The 19598-nt window shown below is 70.2% G+C and carries 21 protein-coding genes and 1 pseudogene; 10 read left to right on the top strand and 12 right to left on the bottom strand.

The features are described from left to right. Positions 1-148: 148 nt before the first annotated feature. On the top strand, positions 149-3280 hold the full coding sequence (locus tag ABZS69_RS41885) for a BTAD domain-containing putative transcriptional regulator (protein WP_355382222.1): 3132 nt from the start codon (positions 149-151) through the stop codon (positions 3278-3280). Between the two features lie 44 nt (positions 3281-3324). On the opposite strand, the gene ABZS69_RS41880 is transcribed toward ABZS69_RS41885, so the two are convergent. Beyond that, positions 3325-3540: a 2TM domain-containing protein gene (locus tag ABZS69_RS41880; protein WP_355382219.1), complete on the bottom strand. Its 216-nt coding sequence runs from the start codon at positions 3538-3540 to the stop codon at positions 3325-3327. 147 nt (positions 3541-3687) lie between these two features. Between ABZS69_RS41880 and ABZS69_RS41875 the strand changes: the two genes are divergently transcribed. Next, positions 3688-4485: an alpha/beta hydrolase gene (locus ABZS69_RS41875; RefSeq protein WP_355382216.1), complete on the top strand. Its 798-nt coding sequence runs from the start codon at positions 3688-3690 to the stop codon at positions 4483-4485. 33 nt (positions 4486-4518) lie between these two features. On the opposite strand, the gene ABZS69_RS41870 is transcribed toward ABZS69_RS41875, so the two are convergent. Both ABZS69_RS41870 and ABZS69_RS41865 read right to left on the bottom strand, forming a co-directional pair. Beyond that, on the bottom strand, positions 4519-5022 hold the full coding sequence (locus ABZS69_RS41870) for a DUF4188 domain-containing protein (protein WP_355382213.1): 504 nt from the start codon (positions 5020-5022) through the stop codon (positions 4519-4521). Positions 5023-5190: 168 nt separating this feature from the next. Then, complete coding sequence (locus ABZS69_RS41865) at positions 5191-6411, bottom strand: MFS transporter (RefSeq protein ID WP_355382210.1); 1221 nt, start codon at positions 6409-6411, stop codon at positions 5191-5193. Positions 6412-6494: 83 nt separating this feature from the next. Between ABZS69_RS41865 and ABZS69_RS41860 the strand changes: the two genes are divergently transcribed. After that, positions 6495-6932: a helix-turn-helix domain-containing protein gene (locus ABZS69_RS41860; RefSeq protein WP_355382207.1), complete on the top strand. Its 438-nt coding sequence runs from the start codon at positions 6495-6497 to the stop codon at positions 6930-6932. A 24-nt stretch (positions 6933-6956) separates the two neighbouring features. Here the strand turns inward: ABZS69_RS41860 and ABZS69_RS41855 are convergent, their stop codons facing one another. After that, positions 6957-7670: an SDR family oxidoreductase gene (locus ABZS69_RS41855; protein WP_355382204.1), complete on the bottom strand. Its 714-nt coding sequence runs from the start codon at positions 7668-7670 to the stop codon at positions 6957-6959. A gap of 115 nt (positions 7671-7785) precedes the next feature. Here ABZS69_RS41855 and ABZS69_RS41850 point away from each other — a divergent pair, with 115 nt between their 5' ends. Both ABZS69_RS41850 and ABZS69_RS41845 read left to right on the top strand, forming a co-directional pair. Continuing rightward, the gene (locus ABZS69_RS41850; protein ID WP_355382201.1) at positions 7786-8382 is read left to right on the top strand and encodes a helix-turn-helix domain-containing protein; all 597 of its coding nucleotides are present in this window, start codon (positions 7786-7788) and stop codon (positions 8380-8382) included. Between the two features lie 168 nt (positions 8383-8550). Continuing rightward, positions 8551-8787: a hypothetical protein gene (locus ABZS69_RS41845; protein ID WP_355382199.1), complete on the top strand. Its 237-nt coding sequence runs from the start codon at positions 8551-8553 to the stop codon at positions 8785-8787. A 234-nt stretch (positions 8788-9021) separates the two neighbouring features. Here the strand turns inward: ABZS69_RS41845 and ABZS69_RS41840 are convergent, their stop codons facing one another. Beyond that, complete coding sequence (locus ABZS69_RS41840; RefSeq protein ID WP_355382196.1) at positions 9022-9465, bottom strand: helix-turn-helix domain-containing protein; 444 nt, start codon at positions 9463-9465, stop codon at positions 9022-9024. A 121-nt stretch (positions 9466-9586) separates the two neighbouring features. Between ABZS69_RS41840 and ABZS69_RS41835 the strand changes: the two genes are divergently transcribed. Continuing rightward, the gene (locus ABZS69_RS41835) at positions 9587-10504 is read left to right on the top strand and encodes an NADP-dependent oxidoreductase (RefSeq protein ID WP_355382193.1); all 918 of its coding nucleotides are present in this window, start codon (positions 9587-9589) and stop codon (positions 10502-10504) included. 33 nt (positions 10505-10537) lie between these two features. On the opposite strand, the gene ABZS69_RS41830 is transcribed toward ABZS69_RS41835, so the two are convergent. The 3 genes from ABZS69_RS41830 to ABZS69_RS41820 form a co-directional block, all read right to left on the bottom strand. Further along, the gene (locus tag ABZS69_RS41830; protein WP_355382190.1) at positions 10538-11614 is read right to left on the bottom strand and encodes a serine hydrolase domain-containing protein; all 1077 of its coding nucleotides are present in this window, start codon (positions 11612-11614) and stop codon (positions 10538-10540) included. A gap of 76 nt (positions 11615-11690) precedes the next feature. Next, on the bottom strand, positions 11691-13253 hold the full coding sequence (locus ABZS69_RS41825) for an FAD-dependent oxidoreductase (RefSeq protein ID WP_355382187.1): 1563 nt from the start codon (positions 13251-13253) through the stop codon (positions 11691-11693). A gap of 34 nt (positions 13254-13287) precedes the next feature. Then, complete coding sequence (locus tag ABZS69_RS41820; protein WP_355382184.1) at positions 13288-14313, bottom strand: hypothetical protein; 1026 nt, start codon at positions 14311-14313, stop codon at positions 13288-13290. Positions 14314-14412: 99 nt separating this feature from the next. On the opposite strand from ABZS69_RS41820, the gene ABZS69_RS41815 reads away from it, so the two are divergent. After that, entirely contained in the window at positions 14413-15063 is a 651-nt protein-coding gene (locus ABZS69_RS41815) for a helix-turn-helix domain-containing protein (protein WP_355382181.1), read from the top strand. A gap of 5 nt (positions 15064-15068) precedes the next feature. Here ABZS69_RS41815 and ABZS69_RS41810 read toward each other — a convergent pair whose 3' ends face one another. Both ABZS69_RS41810 and ABZS69_RS41805 read right to left on the bottom strand, forming a co-directional pair. Further along, a complete protein-coding gene (locus ABZS69_RS41810; RefSeq protein ID WP_355382178.1) occupies positions 15069-15551 on the bottom strand; it encodes a hypothetical protein in 483 nt (160 codons plus the stop codon). Further along, complete coding sequence (locus ABZS69_RS41805; protein WP_355382175.1) at positions 15548-16039, bottom strand: RNA polymerase sigma factor; 492 nt, start codon at positions 16037-16039, stop codon at positions 15548-15550. The genes ABZS69_RS41810 and ABZS69_RS41805 overlap by 4 nt, the downstream gene beginning before the upstream one ends. A gap of 79 nt (positions 16040-16118) precedes the next feature. Between ABZS69_RS41805 and ABZS69_RS41800 the strand changes: the two genes are divergently transcribed. Then, on the top strand, positions 16119-17270 hold the full coding sequence (locus ABZS69_RS41800) for an FAD-dependent oxidoreductase (RefSeq protein ID WP_355382172.1): 1152 nt from the start codon (positions 16119-16121) through the stop codon (positions 17268-17270). A gap of 67 nt (positions 17271-17337) precedes the next feature. On the opposite strand, the gene ABZS69_RS41795 is transcribed toward ABZS69_RS41800, so the two are convergent. Together ABZS69_RS41795 and ABZS69_RS41790 are read right to left on the bottom strand one after the other, a co-directional pair. Further along, a complete protein-coding gene (locus ABZS69_RS41795) occupies positions 17338-17982 on the bottom strand; it encodes a response regulator transcription factor (RefSeq protein WP_355382169.1) in 645 nt (214 codons plus the stop codon). Continuing rightward, positions 17970-19211: a sensor histidine kinase gene (locus tag ABZS69_RS41790; RefSeq protein WP_355382166.1), complete on the bottom strand. Its 1242-nt coding sequence runs from the start codon at positions 19209-19211 to the stop codon at positions 17970-17972. The genes ABZS69_RS41795 and ABZS69_RS41790 overlap by 13 nt, the downstream gene beginning before the upstream one ends. Before the next feature lie 112 nt (positions 19212-19323). Here ABZS69_RS41790 and ABZS69_RS41785 point away from each other — a divergent pair, with 112 nt between their 5' ends. Both ABZS69_RS41785 and ABZS69_RS41780 read left to right on the top strand, forming a co-directional pair. Then, positions 19324-19458, top strand: a complete 135-nt coding sequence (locus ABZS69_RS41785) for a hypothetical protein (RefSeq protein ID WP_355382163.1) — start codon at positions 19324-19326, stop codon at positions 19456-19458. Between the two features lie 20 nt (positions 19459-19478). Continuing rightward, positions 19479-19547: pseudogene (locus ABZS69_RS41780) on the top strand (hypothetical protein); the annotation flags it as partial. Positions 19548-19598 lie beyond the last annotated feature (51 nt).

Raw genomic sequence — 19598 nt, 5'->3', positions numbered from 1 at the left:
AACTTGAGCCCATATAATCGGTGCACACTGCGGTCCGACTCGGGTCGGAAGCGGACAAATCTGTAATGTCCATTCGGGAGTCGACGTGACTCGGCCAGCCCATCCCGTTCGGCCCGAGGGCGAAGGTCCGCCGCCCGGTGCCGGTTCCGTGCGCCTGCAGATCCTCGGTCCGTTGCGGCTGTGGCGCGATGGAGCCGAGCAGGACGTCGGCCCCCGGCAGCAGGCGCAGCTGTTGGCTCTGCTCCTGGCACGCGTGGGTCATTCGGTCAGTACAAGAGGATTGATCGACCTGATCTGGGCCGAGGAGGCTCCCGCCAGTGCGCTCAATCTCATCCAGAAGTACATCGGTGCTTTGCGGCGGGTGCTCGAACCCGCGGTCCCGGCCCGGTCGGCCGGTGCCTACCTGCACCGTCGCGGTAACGCGTATGTGTTCAGTGCCGGGCCTGGCACGTTGGACCTTGTCACGTTCCGGGAGCTTCTCGGCGCGGCCCAGGCCGCTCTCGCCCGGCAGGATCGCGAAGTGTCGCTCGACCGCTACGTCGAGGCGCTGGGTCTTTGGCGTGGTCCGGCGGGGGATGGGTTGTCTGTCGGGTCGACCGCGATGCCGATCTTGGCTGCTCTTGACGACGAGTTCTTCGCCGCCTGTGCGGCGGCGGCCGAGCTGGCCGTGTTGTTGCGCCGGCCGGAGCGGGTGATCCCGTCGTTGCAGCTGGCCGTGTCGATGGCGCCGTTCCATGAACCTGTCCATGCCGGTCTCGTCACCGCTCTGGGTGCTGCTGGGCGGCAGGCGGAGGCGCTGTCGGCGTTTCACGTGGTTCGTGATCGTCTTGCCGAGGAGCTTGGCATCGATCCCGGTCCGGCGCTGCAGGCGGCGCATTTGCGGGTGTTGACGCAGGCTCCGACGTCGCCGGTGGTGATGGACCCGGAGGGTGAGGGTGATCGGGCGCCGGCGAGGCGGGAGGCTGGGCTGGTCGGGCGGGGTGAGGAGCTCGGTGTGTTGCGGCAGGCCATCGAGGGGGCGTTCACCGGCCGTACCGGGCTTGCCGTCGTGGAGGGCGAGCCGGGTGCGGGTAAGACGCGTTTGCTGGAAGAGGCCGCCGCTGTGGCGGATCGGCGTGGTGCGCTCGTGGTGTGGGCTTCTTGTCTGGAAGGTGATGGAACGCCGTCGATGTGGCCGTGGGAGCAGGCGCTCACTGTTGTTCTGGACAGTCTGCCTGCGTTGGCGCGTGAGAAGTGGCTGGCCGGTGAGCTCGGTCGCCTGCTCGAATCTCGGGATGATGACGGCGGGCCGCCGGTTTCCGGTGGCCGGGCCCAGTTCCGGCTGTTTGAGCAGGTGGTCTCTTTTATCGGTCAGGCTGCGGCGGAGCGGCCGTTGTTGCTGGTCATGGATGATCTTCAGTGGATTGATGCCACTTCGCTTCAGTTGTTCGGTCACTTGGTGGGCCGGCTGCCCGCCGGTGCCGCGGTCGTCGGTGCGCTTCGTGATCGCGCGCCCACGCCCGGTCCTGACCTTTCGCGGGTGCTGGCCGCTGCCAGTCGGTTGCCCAGCCATCGCAGGATCCAGCTCGGTCCGCTCAGCCTGAGCGACGTGGCTGAACTCATCCGTCGCGAGACCGGCCACGAGCCTGGTGCGGACGTCGCTCGTAACATCCATGTTCGCACTGCCGGGAATCCTTTCTTCGTTCGCGAGCTGTCGCGGCTTCTCAGTGATCGCGGTGCGCTCGGCGGCGGTGGCGCGGCGGGGGTGCCGTCGTCCGTGCGAGACGTTGTTCGCGATCGGATGGGGGGTCTTGATGACGGTGCTCGCGACTTGCTGCGGGTCGCCGCGCTGATCGGTCGCGAGGTCGATCTCGGTCTGCTCGCCAGGGCCGCCGGTGTCGACGTCGCGGACTGCCTCGAACGCCTCGAACCGCTGCGCGCGCTGGGTCTGCTCGAAACGGGGCCTGAGGACCCGTTCTCGTGGCGCTTCTCTCACGACCTGGTCCGCGAATCGGTCTCGGAGACCACGGAGCAGCTGCGGGCCATCCGGCTGCACCTGCGCGTCGCGGACGCGCTGGAAGAAAGCCAGGCGGACGATGAGTCCGTCACCGAACGGCTCGCCTTCCACCTGGGTGCCGCCGGTCCCCTCGCCGACCCGGTTCGTACCGTGGAGGCGCTGAAGCGCGCCGGTCGTCGCGCGACGACCAAGCTCGCGTTCGCTGCCGCTGATCGGCACCTGGAAACGGCCGCCCAGATCGCGCGGAACGCCGGGCTGCCGGAACTCGAGCTCTCCGCCCTCTCACTGCTCGCCATCGCCCCGCGCCGGCAGGCCGGGTTCGGCGGCACGACGTTCGACCTGCTGGAGCGGGCGGAACACCTGGCCCGCCAACTCGGCCGGGAGGTCGAGGCCGCCGGCCTCCTCTTCGCTCGCCTGTTCGGGGCCTACACCTTCCTGGAGTGGGACCGGGTTCGGCTGGTCCGCCGGTTGTACGAGCAAGGGGAGGCGTCCTCCGATCCGGTCGTCCGGGTGTACGGCCGGCAAGCCTGGGGCCTGCACCAGTGGGACATCGGCAACATCGGCGAGGCATTCCGGTGCTTCAGCGAGAACAACCCCGCCCTGCTCGACGGGGTTGTCTCCGCGCACAGCGAGACCCCGATCCGGCGTGACGTCTCGGGTGAGTGGCCCGGCTGGCATGCCGTCGTGACGGCACTGCACGGTGACGTCGACACGGCGGGGACCATAATCGACAAGTGGAACGGCCCCGACGACTCGTATGCGGTCGCGACCTGGGCCTACTACACCGCGATCATTGCTTCGATGGCCGGTGACGCGGGCTGGGTGCTGCGCACGATCGATCGGTGGATGAACGTGGGCACCGGCCGCGCCGCCGTCCAGCAGGAGCACTACATCCGGCTGATCTGGTATTGGGCCCGTGCCCTCGCGGGCGATGACCCGGCCGGGATCGCGGCGGAGACCGACCAGATCCTGGCCGGGACGCTGGTCGACCCGCCACGGTGGGGCGTCGCGTACCACCACGCACTGAGCGCCGAGATGTGGCTGGCCGCCGGGATGCCGGACAAGGCGGGCATCGCCCTCGACCGAGCGGACGAGGCTCTTGAGGCCTACGGCCAACGCTACGCCGAAGGGCTGGTCCTGCTGCTGCGGGCGCGCCTGCTCCACGCCCGCAGCGAACCCGCCGAAGTCGTACGAGCCGCTGCCGAAAAGGCCCGCGACCGGTCCAGCGAACGCGGGTCTCACCTCTTCGCCCGCCGCGCCGAGAATTTCCTTGCCGAGCTCTGATCACACTGCTCGGCACCGGCGTGGACCACGCCGACCGTGACGGCTCAGTGCGCGGTATGCGATCGGGGCGGCGAATAGACGCTCCAGGCGTGGAAGGCCAGCCCGATGCCCCAGAAGACTATCGACCATATAGGCCAGAAGTGGTTTCCCGAGTCGTAGAGATACCACACCGCGACCTGGGCCAGATTGGACAGGACATAAAAAAGCAGGTGAATCCGCAGACCCCATTTCCTGGCGGTCTCGCTCCTTTTTGTTCTCATGCCCGCAGGCTAGATCGACGTACTTGTTCAAGACTGAAACGCACTTCCTGACGACTGACTCACCGGGCTCAGCGATCGTCAAGTATTCGGGATCTACTCTGACCTGCAATCGAGGTGCCAACCGCATGTGTTGAAAGGGACGATGTTATGACGACGAGCCGCCGAGCGGTGCTGGCCGGATCCGCCGCGGTCGCGACCGGTGCCCTGCTGGGAACGTCCGAGGCGTGGGCGCAGACCCGGACGGAAGCCGATTCCAAACCCACCGTGGTGCTCGTGCACGGCGCGTTCGCCGATTCCTCCGGCTGGAACGGCGTCAGCGCCAGGCTCATCCGCGAGAACTATCCGGTGATCGCCCCGGCGAACCCACTGCGCAGCGTGGCCGCCGACTCCGCCTACCTGGCCTCCATCCTCGCCACGATCAGCGGCCCGATCGTCCTCGCCGCGCACTCCTATGGCGGGATCGTCGTCACGAACGCCGCGACCGGTAACCCGAACGTGAAAGCGCTGGTCTACGTGGCCGCTTTCGCCTCCGACCAGGGGGAGTCGCTGCTGGATCTGCAGACGAAGTATCCGGGAAGCAAGCTCAATGAGGCGGCGCTGGACTTCCGTCCGTACAGTGATGGCCTCGTCGACGGATACATCAAGAAGGAGTTCTTCCACGACGTCTTCGCCGGGGATGTGCCGAGGGAGACCGCCGACCTGATGCAGGCCGGCCAGCGGCCCGCTGACGCGCGCACGCTCGGGGAGCCGTCCGGCGCCCCGGCGTGGAAGACCATTCCCTCCTACTACCTCGTCGCTCAGAACGATCAGGTGCTCCCCGCCGCGGCACAGCGGTTCATGGCGCGGCGGGCCGGGTCACGGGTCCAGGAGGTTCGCGCCTCACACGTCGCGATGATCTCGCAGCCCGCCGTGACCGCCGACCTCATCAAACGCGCCGCGCGCTGACGCCGGATCAGGGCCGTATGGCCCGAGCGGCTACTACTCGTAGAGGTCCGTCTCGCTCAGGACCGGGCTGCTGCCGCCGGAGCGTCCCAGGCGGGCCGCGGAGCCGAACATGGGTCCACGAGCGCGCTGGACCGCGGCGAACCGTCCGAAACCGAGCGGCTTGGGCACGTCGTCGTAGATGGCCTCCATGCCACCCTTGACCGAGTACGTCTCGTGCCAGAAACCGGTGCCGCCCGAGTCCCGCAGGAAGTCCAACCACCACTCCCGATGCGGCTCGGACCGGGCGAAGGCGAGCAGCGACGGCAGGTCCCGCCAGTACTGGCGCATCCCCATGTTCATCGGGAAGAAGGAGTAGTACACGGGCTCGTGCAGCAGGAGCCCGTCCGGCTTGCCCGCGACCGACTCACTGATCTTCCGGCCGAAGCTGAAGAAGGTCCGGATCCCGTACAGGTGGTTCACCCGCATGCCGAGGTATAAGACGATGAGGTCTGGATAGGCGGACAGGTCGACGGTCTGCCGGTTCACGCGAGTTGGCATCCAACGCTCCTTATGGCTCGGGTTACGCATGGGCTGGTGTGGGAGGCAGGTCATGGGCGGGTTTCGATTTGACCTCGTTCCCCGGCAGCCTCACCGTACGGATGCGAACTTGACTGGCACTGAACGAAAACCCCGAGAGTACTGATCGGCGACTTCCCCGGCGCTCCTTCACCGTTGGGTGAATGAGCTTTCGGGTGGCCGGTGGGGGGCCGCGCCGGCGGGATGAGGTCGAGGGGACAGGGCGCAGACCGCGAGGGCCGCGGTCGCGTAGCCGGCGCCGAGCAGGCAGGCGGCGGGCCATCCGGCGGTCGCGTATGTCCACGCCGTGGTCACCGCGCCGAGGGCGGAGCCGAGGGAGTAGAAGGCCATGTACGCGCCGATCACGCTGCCGGCCTGCCGGGGCCGGGCTGTGGTGATGAGGTGCTGGCTGCTGACGTGGACGGCCTGCACCGCGAGGTCCAGCAGGATCACGCCCGCGCCCAGCAGCCACAGGGACTGCCCGGTGCAGGCGGTGAACGCCCACGACACGATCAGGACGACCAGCGCCCAGCCCGTGACCGGGCCCGCGTATCCGCGGTCAGCCCACCGTCCCGCGCGGGCGGCGCCCAGAGCGCCGGCGAGTCCGGCGAAGGCGAACAGGCCGATCTGCGCCGGTGTCAGGCGCCAGGGTTCGGCGCCCAGCGGGAGCGCCAGACCGCTCCAGAGCGTCCCGAACGAGGCGAACACGAAGAACGCGATGACCGCTCGGCTGCGGAACATCCGGTCCGCGGCGACGAGCCGCCCCATGGAGCCGATCACCTGCCGGTAACCGCCGCGCGGGCGCTCATGCGACTCGTCCGAGGGCAGCGAGATCAGGACGAGCCCGGCCAGGATCACCGAGGCGGCGGCCAGTGTGGCGTACACGCTGCGCCAGCCCGCGGCCTCGGCCAGGAAGCCCGCGATCACGCGGGCGCCGAGGATGCCGACGACCACGCCGGAGGTGACCGTACCGATGTTCCTGCCGCGCTCGTGCGGCGGCGACACCGCGGCCGTGTAGGCGACGGTCGTCTGCACCACGACCGCGAACATCCCCGCCACGCCAAGACCCGCCAGCGCGAGCGGCGCCGTCGTCGAGGCCGCGACGACGGCGCTGCCTACCGCGGTCAGCACGAGATGGCCCGCGATGAGCCGCCGCCGGTCGAGCACGTCTCCCAGCGGAACGAGCGTGACCAGCCCGGCCAGATAGCCGGCCTGCCCGACGGCGACGAGCCATCCCAGGCCGCCGGACGTGAGCCCCAGCTCCGATCCCGCCGCGTCCAGGACGGGCTGCACGGCGTAGATGTTCGCCACGGCCACCGCGCACACCACGGCCAGCAGGAACCTGCGCCCTCCACCGAGGATCGTCGACACACCGTTCTCCAATCAGTAGCAAATTGCAACCGATCGGAGGCTAGGGCAGAATGGTAGCGAAAAGCAACCGAATGGAGGTGTGCATGACGGCCGAGCGCTGGACCGACCCGAGCTGCCCGGTGGCCAGGACGGTCGACCTGGTCGGCGACCGCTGGAGCCTGCTCATCGTCCGGGACGCGATGGATGGAGCATCCGCCTTCACCGACTTCCACCAGCGGCTCGGGATCGCCCGCAACATCCTCACCGACCGGCTGCGCCGCCTCACCGAGTACGGCATCCTCGCCCGGGACACCGCACCGTCCGGCAAGCGGCAGACCTACGCGCTGACGGACGCGGGCCGTGACCTGTTCACCGTGGTGCTGGCCCTCCGCCAGTGGGGTGAGCGCAACGCCTTCGCCTCCGGGGAGGAGTACTCCGTACTCGTCGACCAGCGCGGAGAGGCCGTCCCCGAGCTGCGGGCCATCGACACCACCGGTGCCCCGCTCACCTCCGGCACGACTCGCGTCCAGAAGGTGAATTGACCCCCCCAAGCGCGGAGCCACTCGTCAGGGGCGGGCGTGAACGCCGACGCCTCCGGAGACGACGAGGTCGTGGCCGGTGACGTAGCCGGCGGCGTCCGAAGCGAGGAAGGCCACGGCTTCGGCGACCTCGGCGGGAGCGCCGACGCGGCCAAGCGGGACGTCCCGGGCCCAGGAGTCGATCATTTCCTGGGACACGCCCATCTTGCTGTAGGCGGGGGTGTTGATCAGTCCTGGGCTGACGGAGTTGACGCGGATGCGGCGGGGGGCGAGTTCGAGCGCGAGGGACCGCATGAGGGGCACCAGAGCGCCCTTGGCGGCGGTCATCGCGGCTCCGACCCCTTCGCCGGCGCCCACGGTGAACACGACCGAGGCGCCCTCGTTGAGGAGCGGGAGCGCCTTCTGCAAAGTGAAGAAGGCGCCCTTGACGTTGACGTCGAACAGGGCGTCGAAGGCGGCTTCGTCGGTTGACTCGATCGGGCCGGGCCGGGAGATGCCCGCGTTGAGGAAGAGCAGGTCGAGGGAGCCGAATCGCCGGCGTGCCTGCTCCATCGCATGGTCGAGGTCCGGCAGGGATCGTGCGTCGGCCCGGACGGCCGCGACGGCTTCGGGAAGGCCGGCGTCGGCGACGTTGCTGACGCCGGTGACCATGACGCGGTAGCCGCGGGAGTGGAGCAGTTCGGCGGTCGCCTTGCCGATGCCGCTGGTTCCACCGGTGATCAAAGCTGCAGGTGCGGACATGATGCGTTCCTTTGCGTGCTCGCGACGGCCATTTTTGGCAGCGTACGCCTGGTTGGCAGTGACTGCCAAGTTGCATGTGTGTGTCACTCTGGCAGTGCTGCGTTAGCCTGGGCGGATGAAGCAGGAAGCCGAGGCGCCGGCCACGTTGTGGGACCGGACACGGCAGCTGGCCTCCCGAGAGATCCTTGAGACGGCTCTGCGCCTGTTCACCGAGCAGGGCTACGACGAGACGACCATCGCCCAGATCGCCCGAGAGGCCGGTGTCTCCCAGCGCACCCTTTTCCGCTACTTCGGTACGAAGGAGGACCTGCTCGGCGGCGACCAGGGCCGGTTCGGGCAGGTCCTGACGGCCACGATCAGCGAACTGCCGGCCGAAGTCGGTGTCTGGGAGGCTCTGCGCGCAGGGGTCGCCGCCGTACTGGCCTTGCATGACAGCCGCGAACAGGCCCTGGAGCGGTTCCGGCTCCTGCACAACACCGCCTCTCTGCGTGCCGGTTGGCTCGAGAAGCGACTGCGGTTCCAGGAGGACCTGCTGCCGCTCATCGAGGCGCGTATGGACGCCGCTGCCGGCAGCGTGGGCGTGAAGGCCCGCGCGGTGATGGCGACGGCGTTCGCGTGCCTGGATGCCGCATCGATGATGTGGGTCGACAATGACGGTAAGGGCGACATCATGGACCTGTACGACGAGTGCCTGGCCGCAGTGCGCGGCTGACCGGCCCCGTGACCGGAGCGGCCACTCCCGGTGCACTATTGAGCCATCGTGGGACCCTGCAGCTCTGGAGAGGACCGAGCATGGCCCCTCATCGCGATGCCACACGTCGCCGGTGCCCCGCCGTGAAGTCGGCGCGACCTCGGGCTGCTGGAAAAGCAGCAGGGACATGTGGAGGAGGCTCGGCGCTGGTATCGGGAGGCGATCGCCGGCGGGCACCCGGAGGCCGCGCCGCTCGCCCGCAGCGCGCTGCGTGACCTGGAGCGGCGGGAAGAGGATCTACGGCGGGCCGAGCACTACTCCAGGTACGGCTACCTCGCCTACGCCGACCCGTCGATGATGCGTCCCTCGCCCACCCCGGAACCTGAGAGCCGCCCGTCCGAACAGGACCCTTCGCCACCTCAATAAGACCGGATTCCCCGCCGTGCCGTCGCCGCTGATGGAGAGCCGCGCTCCAGCCGGCCGGCCCGCGCCCAGCACCTCGCCGGCTCCCTGCCAGGCGAGCTCGGCCAGCTCGCTCAGGTAGGGGTCAGCAGGCCCACGTCCCGAAAGGACGGCCAGGCATTTCCCGGCCAGCGAGGAGAACGGCAGCGACCGGGACCAGTGACGCGTCATTCGGGGACCTTCCCCAACTCGAAACGTTCAGGCGACGTGGGTGTCGTACTCCTCGCGATTGGCGAGCACCTCGTCCATGTGCGTCTCGGCCCACATCTTGATGCCGCGCATCATGTGCTGGAGTGAGAGACCGAGGTCGGTCAGCTCGTACGTGACCGTGACCGGCACCGTCGGCGTCACGGTGCGAGTGATCAGCCCGTCGCGCTCAAGGGAGCGCAGCGTCTGGGTGAGCATCTTCTGGCTGACCCCGGCCAGCCTGCGGGACAGCTCGGAGTAGCGCATCGACCGTGGCTCGCCGGCACAGTCGCCTCCGGGTTGGTTCGGGCCGTCGTTGCCGAGCGCGGCCAGGATCAGCGCGACCCACTTGTCGGAGATCCGGTCGAGCAGCTGGCGGCTCGGGCACTGCGCCAGGAACGCGTCGTAGTCCCCCTTCGCCTGTGCCCGCCTCTGGGCCGCCGTCTTCGTCGGCATCGGCCGCTCCTTCCTACCGGGCGGTGACATACGCACTTCGAAGTGCGTACTTCCCGCTGGAGAGCTACCCGCCCATAGTGAAGCAGGCCAACCGCCGAACACAAGCCACGAAAGCGACACCATGAGCATCTCCACTTTCCGCACGGCCGCCGTCCGCACCCCGAGCGGGCCCGACTCGATTGAGATCATCGACGTTCCCGTCGTCGAGCCCGGGCCCGGCGAGGTCCGGGTCGGGATCGCCGCCGCGCCGGTCAACCCCGTCGACCTCGGGGTCGCCCGCGGCCTCTTCCACTCCATGGGGCTGGTCAACCAGCCCGAACACACCGGCCTGGGCTGGGACTTCGCCGGGACCGTCGTCGCCACCGGCCCCGGCGTGGACCTGCCGGCCGGCACCCGGGTCGCCGGCCTGATAGACGGCTTCGACCGCGACTTCGGCACCTACGCAGAACAGCTCATCGTGCGGGCCTCCGACCTCGCCGTCGTGCCCGACGGGCTGGACCTGATCGCGGCCTCGACGGTACCGCTCAACGGGCTGGCCGCCGCCCAGATCGTCGACCTACTCGGTGACGCACCCGGCAACGGCAACCGGCTGCTGGTGACCGGGGCGGCCGGCGCGGTCGGGGCGTACGTCGCCGTGCTCGCACCCGACCGGGGCTGGCAGGTGACCGGTCTGGCCAGAGCCGAGGACGAGGAGTTCGTCCGCGGCCTCGGCGCCGAGTTCACCACCCGCGCGGAGCCGGGCTGGGACGCGGTCGCCGACGGCGCGGTGCTGCAGCAACGGGGCCTCGCCTTGGTCCGCGACGGCGGGGTCTTCGTCGGCGTCCAGCCGAGCGCCGAACCGGCCGCGGAGCGCGGGATCGCCGTACACGTCGTGGTCACGCGTCCCGACGGCGCTCGACTGGGCGACCTGCTCGCCCGCACCGCGTCCGGCGAGCTGCCCGCGCGAGTGCACGCGGTCATGCCGCTGGACCAGGCCGCCCACGCCCACCAGGCCATGGCCAAGGGCGGGGTACGCGGTCGCTACGTGCTCAAACCCTGACCGACTCAACCAGACGGAGCGGTCCGCGCGGACTCAGCGGTCGCACAGGGTGGCGGCGAAGGCGTCGATCAGGTGCTGCCGATTGCGGGGCACGCCGGTGACGTAGACGGTGGCGGCGCGCCCGGCCCGGTCCCGGCCGCTGAACACCGCGGCCCCCGGCATGTCGCCGGCGGCGAAGTAGGCGTAGCCGCAGCTCGACTTCATCCGGGCCACGCCGTAGCCGTAGAGGGCGCCCGCGGGCCAGCCTTCCTGCTCGACCTTCACCGGCCGGGTCATCATCGTGCTCAGCGGGGCCTTGCTCCAGAACCGGTTGAGGTCTTCGGGAGTGGAGACCAGGCCGCCGCTGGGACCGAACTCGTAGGTGGGCAGCTGGTCGGTCAGGTCCACCTCGCCGTCCTGCGGACGACCGGGGTGGACCCCGTAGGTGTGGGCGTGCGGGCCGCGGAGGCCGTAGTCGCCCTTGGCCGGCCAGTACGTGTCCCGCATCCCGTACGGCTTGAGGATCAGCTCCCGGCTCGCCTGGCGGAAGTCCTTGCCGGTCACCTCGGTCACGATCATGCCGAGGACCAGGTAGTTGGTGTTGGCGTAGGCGAAGGAGCCTCGGGGCGTGGGCTTGAGCGTCAGCGCCACCTGCAAGAAGTCCGGGAAGGGCTCCTTCCACTCGATCGCGTTGTAGAAATCGGGCAGGCCGCTGGTCTGCTGCAGCAGCATCCGGACGGTGATCCTCCGACCGTCGATCTCGGCGCCGTCGCCGGTGCCGCGCAGCACCCCGGGCAGGTAACGCTCTACCCTGGCGTCCAGGTCGATCTTCTTCTGATCGACCAGCCGCAGCACGGTGGCGGCGATGATCGGCTTGCTCCCGCTGGCGATCCTGAACCGGCCCTGGGGGCCGATCATGGCCTGCCCGGTGCCCCGCTCCGCGGTGCCGGAGCGCCAGGTCACGCTCGCGCCGTCCGGGCTCTGTACCTGGCTCAACGCGCCCGCCATGCCGTCCTCGGCGGTGAGCAGGTCAAGGCGGGACTGCGGTGAGGGCGTCATGGCGGCGAAAGCGGGGGCGACGGGGGCGAGGACCAGGAGGCCGGCGACCGCGGCGGCGAGCAATTTCGTCATGTCTCCAATGTCTCGGGAGGATCATTCAAGATCAGTCACGCCTGCCTGCCTGTTGGGGTGGGGGTAATCCCTACTTTCAGCTGCGGGCGGAGTGGGTGACACCGAACCAGCGCTGCAGGGCTGCCCGGAGTGTGCCGATTTCCGTGGGATCTGGTCGGGGTGATGCGGAGGCCCAGGCCACGTAGCAGTCCGGTCGAAGGAGCAGGGCGGTGGGCCCGGCGGTCCGGGGGCGCGCGGTGACGATGTCGACCTGGCCGGGCCGCAGGGCGAGTGTCTCCGCCAGCGATGCTTGTTCGGTCAGGTCGAGCAGCAGGGGGCGTGCGGTTCTGGTCAGTTCGGCCAGCCGGACCGGCCCGGCCGGGGTGTGCAGTTCCAGGTCCGGGGCGAAGCGGCCGGTCAGCGGGTGTGCCTCGGGTTCGCCCAGGTCGTAGCGGACGTCGGCGCCCGCGGTGAGTTCGGCCAGGCGCCGCACGGTGTTCGGGTCGCGGAGCAGTTCGGTGAACAGTTCGCGCAGCCCGGTGACGTCGCTGCCGGGGGCGATCAGGGCCGACTGCGCCTGCGCGTTCAGCACCATGCGGTGGGCGGCCGATCGCCGCTCCGTCTCGTAACTGTTCAGCAGTCCGGGCGGGGCGCTTCCGCGGAGCTCGGCGGCGAGTTTCCAGCCGAGGTTGATCGCGTCCTGCAGGCCGAGGTTGAGCCCCGGACCGCCCCCCGTGGCGGCGTACACGTGGGCGGCGTCGCCGATCAGGAACACCCGGCCGTCGGCGAACCGTTCGGCGACCCGGGTGTTGCCGCCGGTCAGCCGGCGCAGCGCGTGCGGGCCTTCGCCGTCGGGCGGACCGAGTGGCACGTCGACGCCGAGCACGCGGCGGATGCTCGCCCGCAACTCGTCGAGGCTCATCGGGGCGTCGGTCGCGGGCTGGTCCCATTCTGTGGTGCTGACCAGGGGCGGGTGGCCGGGCATCGGCGCGTACGAGAACCCTCCGTGCTCGGTGCGGTGGGGCAGGAACGGCAGGACGGCGCCGTGGCCGGGGACGTTCAGGGCACCGGTCGCGGAGTCGACCCAGCCCGCCGGGACCGTCGCGTGCGCCGAGCGCACGGTCATCCGGTCGTAGGTGATGCCGGGAAATGCGATGCCGGAGAGCTTGCGCGTGGTGCTGTGGGCGCCATCCGCGCCGACAAGGTATCGGGCCCGGAGGTCGTACGCCCCGTCCGGACCCTCGACGGCGACGGTGACCGCGTCGTCGTCCTGCGACAGGCCGATGACCTCGTGTCCCCGCCGGATTTCCACACCCAGCTCGATGGCCCGCTCCTGCAGGACCTGCTCGACGCGGCGCTGCGACGCCGGCAGGGCATAGACGGGGCTGTCCGCCAGCAGGCTCAGGTCCAGGCCCATCGCGCCGAACATGAAGTACGCGGAGTTGGGCCGCGGTGGTTCTGGGCTGTCGCTGAGACGTTCGTACAGTCCCCGGCGGTCGAGCATTCTCACGACCTGGCCGAGCAGTCCGTTCGCCTTCGGTTCCTCGCTCGGCTGCGGCAGCCGCTCCAGCACGACCGGCCGGACCCCTGCCAGGCTCAGTTCGCCGGCCAGCATCAGCCCGTTCGGACCGCCGCCGGCGATGACGACATCTGTGATCACGTGTACTCCTTTGTTCGCGCGCCGCGGGTTGTGGTCAGCCGCGGTAGTACTCGGCGAGGGCGGTGAAGGCGGCCTTGGGTTCCCAGGGCAGGTCGGGGTAGGTGTCCCCGAGGCGGTCGTCGAGGACTTTGACGATGCCGGGGCTGGCCAGGTCGAGGTCGTCGCGGGGATCGCCGTCGGGGCGGTGCGGAAAGTTGTCGAGCGCGAAGAGGAAGACGAAGGCGCTGTCGACACCCGCGGCGTCGTAGCTCTCCAGCAGCTCGCGCAGGTACGTGGCCTGGCCGGGCTCGTCGCGGACGTACTCGCCGTTCAACCGGAGCGGCGCGCCGGTGTCCTCGCCGAACTCGACGACCTCCAGAACGCGGCCGCCCCTGTCGCCCGCGTCGCGGTAGGCGGCGGTGCCGAACTCGGTGATCGCGACGGGTTTTCCCTGCGCGACGAGGGTGCGCAGGCCCTCGGCGAACTGGTCGGCGACCTCGGCCGACCGGTAGAGATCCACGCCCAGGAGGTCGAAGGGCGTCCAGTCGACGCGCTCGAGCGGTATGGAGGCGTAGGTGATCCTGCCGCCGAACCGCTCGCGAATGAGCGCCACGGCGTGCCCGAGGAAGTCGTTCACCCGTGCGCTGAGCTCGCCGACCCGCTCGGCCAGGCGATCCCGCTGGTTCAGCAGCAGTTCGAGCCGGGCCTCCTGGGTGTCGCCCGGCAGGAATCCCTTGTTCATCAGGCTCAGCTCGGCGCCGGCGACGAACACGACCTCGGCGCCCCGCTCCCGGAGCCGCTCCGCCCGCTCGGCGCAGTCGGTGAACAGCGACAGCGTCTCCTCGACGGTCAGCTCCAGTGGGTAGGGCGAGAACCAGACCTCCAGCCCGAGGTCGGCGGCGTACGTCGCAGCCAGCTCCAACCGCTCGGGATCACCGCCGATGACGCGGACCGCGGTGCAGTGCAGGTCGTCCCGGATGATGCTCAGCTCGCGCCTGACCACGTCCGGGTCGAAGCGCTTGCGGGAGACGTCTCCGTCGCGCACGAAGCCGGTGTCGTAGCTGATGCCCTTGGCCCTCATTGCTCTGGTCCTTCCTACGGGGTGAGGACGCCAGGCTAATTACAAAAACTGCGTGCGCGCAAGTTTGCGTGCGCGCACCCAAGCTGGCATGCTGAGACGGTGACGACACGACGGGCGGGGTTGCGCGAGCAGAAGAAGCAGGCCACCCGAGAGGCATTGCGTACGGCGGCACTGCGGCTGGCTCTTGAGCGTGGACCGGACAACGTGCGCGTCGACGACATCGCCGAGGCCGCCGGCGTCTCACCGAGGACGTACAACAACTACTTCTCCAGCCGGGAGCAGGCGATCGTCGCCGCCGTCACCGGCGAACGGGAGGCGCGGGTCGCGGCGGCGGTGGCCGGCCGGCCCGCCGGCGTCGGCCTCGCCGACGCCGTCATCGAGGCGATCGTGGATCAGTACACCGCCCCGGGCGAACCCGGCCGGGACGCGCTACTGCTGATCACCACCCGTCCCATGCTGCGCGACGCATTCGTCGAAACCACCGGCGCGATCGAACATCCCCTCACCGACGCGATCGCCGAACGCCTGGGCGACGCCGATCCGCACACCGCCCGTGTGCTCGCGGCGAGCGTGGCCGCCGCCGTTCGCGTCGCGCTCGAACAGTGGCTGCAAACGACCGCCGCGTCCGCCACGGCCGGTGGGCTCGTCGTGCTGTCCGGTTCGCTACCGGACCTGCTCCGCGGCGCGCTCGCACCACTCGCACCCGCACTCGACGCCGCCGAGGAACGAGCACGCCGCCAGGCGTCCTAGCCCCCTCAGTGCTCGTCGCGGGTGGCGAGCTTTTCGATGGTGTGGAGTTCCTGGTCGATTTTCGCGAGGGCGGCACGGCGGGACCGCGACCCGCTCGGGCCGGACTCCGGGGCCGGCCCGCGGCGGTGTTCCAGATGCGCCAGCAGGGTCTCGCCGTCCAGGCGGCGGGCGGCGAAGGCGATGACGATGGTGGCGGACTGCATCAGGCACCAGCCCGGCCGGAGCCTGGCGTCCATCGTGTCCTCGCGGCCGGCGGTGTCCCGCACCAGCAGGCTCAGAAACTCGCCGCGCCGCTCGATGACCCGCACCTGGGCCACACCGGGTTCGTAGCGGGGGGTGGAGTTCTCCAGGTCCGCGATGACCTGCCACACGGCGTCGAACGGGGCGGCGATACGGCGCTGCCCGACGACGGCGCCGGGCAGGGCGGCCGCGAGTATGGCCAGGCGGTCGATCGGGTCGATGTCGGGGCGTGCCGCGGGCTCGTTCACGATTCCCACACCTCCCGGAACGCGGCCCTGGCTCGATGCAGCCGGGATTTCACGGTTCCTGTCGGGATCCCCAACGTGGTGGCGATCTCTTGTTCGCTGAGGCCTTCCCGGGTACGCAGGACCAGCACGACGCGCTGGGAGACCGGCAGCCGCGCCAGCGCGTCGTCGATGTCCACCAGCCCTTCCGGGGAGGAGGCGGGGTGGCCCGTGAGCGTTTCCTCCGCGGGGACCTCCACGTCATGCCGGTGGGCCAGCCGGGTCGCCGTCCGGACGGTGACCGATCGTACCCAGGTGATGATCGCCTCGGGGGCGCGCAGCGAAGGCAGGCCCTGGAAGATCGCCAGCAGCGCCTCCTGCGTCGCGTCGTCGGCCGCGGCCGGAGCGATGCGTACGCACAATCGGCGCACGTACGGCGCCAGCTCGTCCAGAAGCCGGTCCAGCGCGAGCGCGTCCCCCTGCTGAGCAGCGGCGACGATCTCGGGGTCCACGCCGGGAAGATTAGCAGGAACCTTCCACGGGTTCCCCGACACCTTCTTCAGGAGGACACCACACAGAGAGGCCTGTCTTGTGAAACCAGACCTGCAGATCGTCGGCGCCGGGCTGACCGGGCTCACCGCCGCCATCGAGGCGGCCGAACGTGGCTGGCGGGTGACCGTCGCCGAGGCACACTCTTCGCCAGGCGGGCGGGCACGCACGCTGGCGGAGCCCTTCCGGGCCAACCTTGGGACCCACGCGATCTACGTGGACGGTTCATGGTGGGAGTGGCTGGAGCGCCGGGATCTGACCCCGCCCATCGTGGAGGCGCCGCGCCTGCCCGGACTCGTCCGGGCCGGAGGACGGCTCGGCCCGTGGCCGGCCGAGCTCAGCCAGGCCATCGCCGCGCTGCCCGCCGAGGCGCCGGCTGAGGAGTCGTTGCGCGCCTGGCTCCTGCGGCACGTCGACGCCAAGACGGCCGAGGCGATCATCGCGGTGGTCTTCATCTTCACCTTCGACCACGACCCCGGGCGGCTCTCGGCCGCGTTCGCCCACCAGCGCCTTCGCCGCGCGCTCGCCGGCGGCGTCCGGTACGTGGTCGGTGGGTGGTCCACCCTGGTCGATCTTCTCGCCGAACGGGCCGTCGGCCTCGGCGCGCGGATACGTACCCAGACCCGGGTGCTCGCCCTGCCCGAGGGGCCGACGATCCTGGCCACCAGCCTGGCCTCAGCGCGCCAGCTGACCGGCGACAGCTCGCTCACCTGGCCCAGCGCCCGCACGGTATCCGTCGACATGGGCCTGCGGGCTGAGGACAGCCCCGACTGGTTCCGGGTACTGGACCTCGACGACCGGATCTACGCCGCCCGCTACAGCCTCGCCGACCCCACCCTGGCCCCGGCCGGGCACGAACTCCTCCAGATCTCCGCCGCATGCGCCCCGGACGAGCGGAAAGCCGACGCCGAACGCCGCGTACACCGTCTTCTCGACCAGTGCTGGCCCGGCTGGCCCGCCGCGGTGCAGTGGCAGCGCAGCGCCCTTCGCACGCACTGCACCGGAGCCGTCGACCTGCCCGGGACCACCTGGCACGACCGTCCGGCCATCAGCCGCGGCGGCACCCTCACAGTGGCCACAGACCAGTCCGCGGCGCCCGGACTGCTGGCCGAGGTCGGAATCGCCGCCGCGCAACTCGCCGTCCGGCAACTCGGCGAACCCTCCAGGCCCACCCAGGCCTACGAGCGAGTCTGATCCCCGGCGATCTTGACAGCAAGGCCACCCTCCGGGGTGGCCTTGCGACGGATAGGGGTGGGCGGTTTCAGACGCAGTCCAGGTACGCGAGCACGGCGAGCACCCGGCGGTGGCCGCCTTCGGCGGGCGGGAGGCCGAGCTTGGTGAAGATGTTGCCGATGTGCTTGTGAACGGCGTTGTCGGTGATGAACAGCCGCTTGCCGATGTCGTTGTTGCCGAGGCCCTGGGCCATGAGGGTGAGCACCTCCCGTTCCCGCTTGGTGAGCGCGTCCATGGCGCTCGTACCGCTGCCGGCCAGGAGCTGGGCGATGACCTCGGGGTCCATGACGGTGCCGCCTCCGGCCACCCGGCGCAGGCCGTCGACGAACTCGCTGACCCGGCTCACCCGGTCCTTGAGGAGGTAGCCGACACCCCCGTGGCCGTCGGAGAGCAGCTCTCGCGCGTAGACCTTCTCGACGTACTGCGACAACACGAGCACCGGCAGGCCGGGATGCGTGCGCCGGATCTCCAGCGCGGCCCGGATGCCCTCGTCGCGGAAGGACGGAGGGAGGCGGACATCGACGATCAGCGCGTCCGGCCGGTGCCGGTCCACCGCTTCGACCAGGCCGGGATGGTCGGTGACGATGGCGGCGACCTCGATGTTCTTGGTGTTCAGGAGGAGTTCGAGACCTGCTGAGAGCAGGACGTTGTCCTCGGCGATCACGACTCGCACGGCAGCTCCACCGATATGGCGGTCGGGCCGCCTGCCGGGCTGGTGACGATCATGGTGCCGTCGAGCGCGGCGACCCGGTGGCGAATGCCCGTGATGCCGGTGCCCCGGTCCTCGTCGACGCCGCCGATGCCGTTGTCGGTGACCTCGACCAGCAGTCTGCCGCCCGCCCGGGTGATCCGTACCCGAACCTGGGTGGCGCCGCTGTGCTTGGCGGCGTTGGTGAGCGACTCCGCCACGACGAAGTAGGCGGCGGCCTCGACCGCGGCGGGTAATTGGCCGAGATCGCCGATGTCGGTCTCGGCGGGCACGCCCGAGCGCGCGGTGAGCGCCGCCAGCGCGCCGAGGAGTCCTCGGTCGGCGAGGATCGGCGGATACATGGTGCGGATCACGTCGCGCAGCTCCGCCATGGCCTCCTCCGCTCCTTCGTGGGCCTCCCGCAGCAGGTCGGCCAGGCCGCCGGCGTCGTCGGGGAGCGACTCTCTGGCCACCCCCAGCCGCATGGCGATGGCGACCAGCCGGGCCTGCGTGCCGTCGTGCAGGTCCCGCTCGATGCGGCGCAGTTCCGCGCCATGGGCGTCCAGCACCCCCGCGCGGCTTTCGGCCAGTTCGCCGACCCGCTGGGCGAGCCGGTCCTCCGCCGAGGGCTCCAGCGCAGCCAGGCACCTGCTCGCGTGGAAGTCCGCGAGCCTGGGCACCGCCCAGTACGACAGGGCCGCGAAGCCGGCGACCTGGGCGAGTCCCAGGGCCAGCGCGCTGCCCCACCCGGTCACCGGGAAGACGCCCAGCAGCCGCAGCGGCACCTCCGCCGGGAACAACCACCACAGCGGAGCCGCGAACACGGTGAACACCACCGTGCCGACGCAGAACAACGCCGCCAACCCCGCCGGGACACCCGTCACGATGTGCCGGAACACCCAGCGCACGTCACGCCTGCTCTCCGGGTTGTCGAGCACCTGGCGCCACCGTACGCGTACCCCCTTGCCCGGCGTCATGGGCCGGGCAGACACCGGCCGGCCCAAAAGCGCGGCGGCGCGACGGCGGTGCCACTCCGCCCACCGCCGAAGCCCGGCCATCGCCCGTGGGAACAGGACGAGCCCGATGCCGCCCAGCCCGGTCGACAGCACCGCGGCCGCCAGAAGCGGCGGCACCATCATCGTCGCCATCGCGGTCGGTAACCCGAGGAGGAGGTATCGACTTCCTTGCCGCGTCTTCCGCCATCGTTCACGCACGGCATCCAGTCTGGACGCGGCGGCCGGGGGGCGCACTACAGCGGACTGTAGTACCGGCCGGGCCGTCTGCCCCATCGTCAGCGGATCGGGGCGGGACCTACCGTCCGTGGTCATGACCACGAAAACCCTTCGCCGCCCGGCCGTGTCCTGGTCCAGGATCGCGGCGTTCCTCGCCGTCACCTTCGGCGCCGTCGACGCCGCGCAGGGCGTGGACCGGCCCGGCCTCTCCTGGGTACTCGCAGCGTAGACCGCGGATGCGCAGTACGGGTGGCGCAAGCGTGGCAGTACGCGCACACCACCGTGCGAGATCTGGTCGCGGCGTCGGGGGCGAACCAGGCGTCGATCAACTACCACTTCGGCTCCAAGGAGCAGTTGCTCACGCAGGCC

This window comes from Nonomuraea sp. NPDC005650 (genome assembly GCF_040605375.1).
GTDB lineage: Bacteria > Actinomycetota > Actinomycetes > Streptosporangiales > Streptosporangiaceae > Nonomuraea.
The sequence above is the reverse complement of the archived record's forward strand: the minus strand, read 5'-3'. Positions and strand labels throughout refer to the sequence as shown.

Coding starts and splice junctions, on each gene's coding strand:
- ABZS69_RS41835 (WP_355382193.1), top strand. CDS start 9,587: ATGAGCATCTCCACTTTCCGCACGGCCGCCGTCCGCACCCCGAGCGGG.
- ABZS69_RS41830 (WP_355382190.1), bottom strand. CDS start 11,614: ATGACGAAATTGCTCGCCGCCGCGGTCGCCGGCCTCCTGGTCCTCGCC.
- ABZS69_RS41860 (WP_355382207.1), top strand. CDS start 6,495: ATGACGGCCGAGCGCTGGACCGACCCGAGCTGCCCGGTGGCCAGGACG.
- ABZS69_RS41785 (WP_355382163.1), top strand. CDS start 19,324: ATGACCACGAAAACCCTTCGCCGCCCGGCCGTGTCCTGGTCCAGGATC.
- ABZS69_RS41870 (WP_355382213.1), bottom strand. CDS start 5,022: ATGCCAACTCGCGTGAACCGGCAGACCGTCGACCTGTCCGCCTATCCA.
- ABZS69_RS41880 (WP_355382219.1), bottom strand. CDS start 3,540: ATGAGAACAAAAAGGAGCGAGACCGCCAGGAAATGGGGTCTGCGGATT.
- ABZS69_RS41840 (WP_355382196.1), bottom strand. CDS start 9,465: ATGCCGACGAAGACGGCGGCCCAGAGGCGGGCACAGGCGAAGGGGGAC.
- ABZS69_RS41855 (WP_355382204.1), bottom strand. CDS start 7,670: ATGTCCGCACCTGCAGCTTTGATCACCGGTGGAACCAGCGGCATCGGC.
- ABZS69_RS41850 (WP_355382201.1), top strand. CDS start 7,786: ATGAAGCAGGAAGCCGAGGCGCCGGCCACGTTGTGGGACCGGACACGG.
- ABZS69_RS41820 (WP_355382184.1), bottom strand. CDS start 14,313: ATGAGGGCCAAGGGCATCAGCTACGACACCGGCTTCGTGCGCGACGGA.
- ABZS69_RS41875 (WP_355382216.1), top strand. CDS start 3,688: ATGACGACGAGCCGCCGAGCGGTGCTGGCCGGATCCGCCGCGGTCGCG.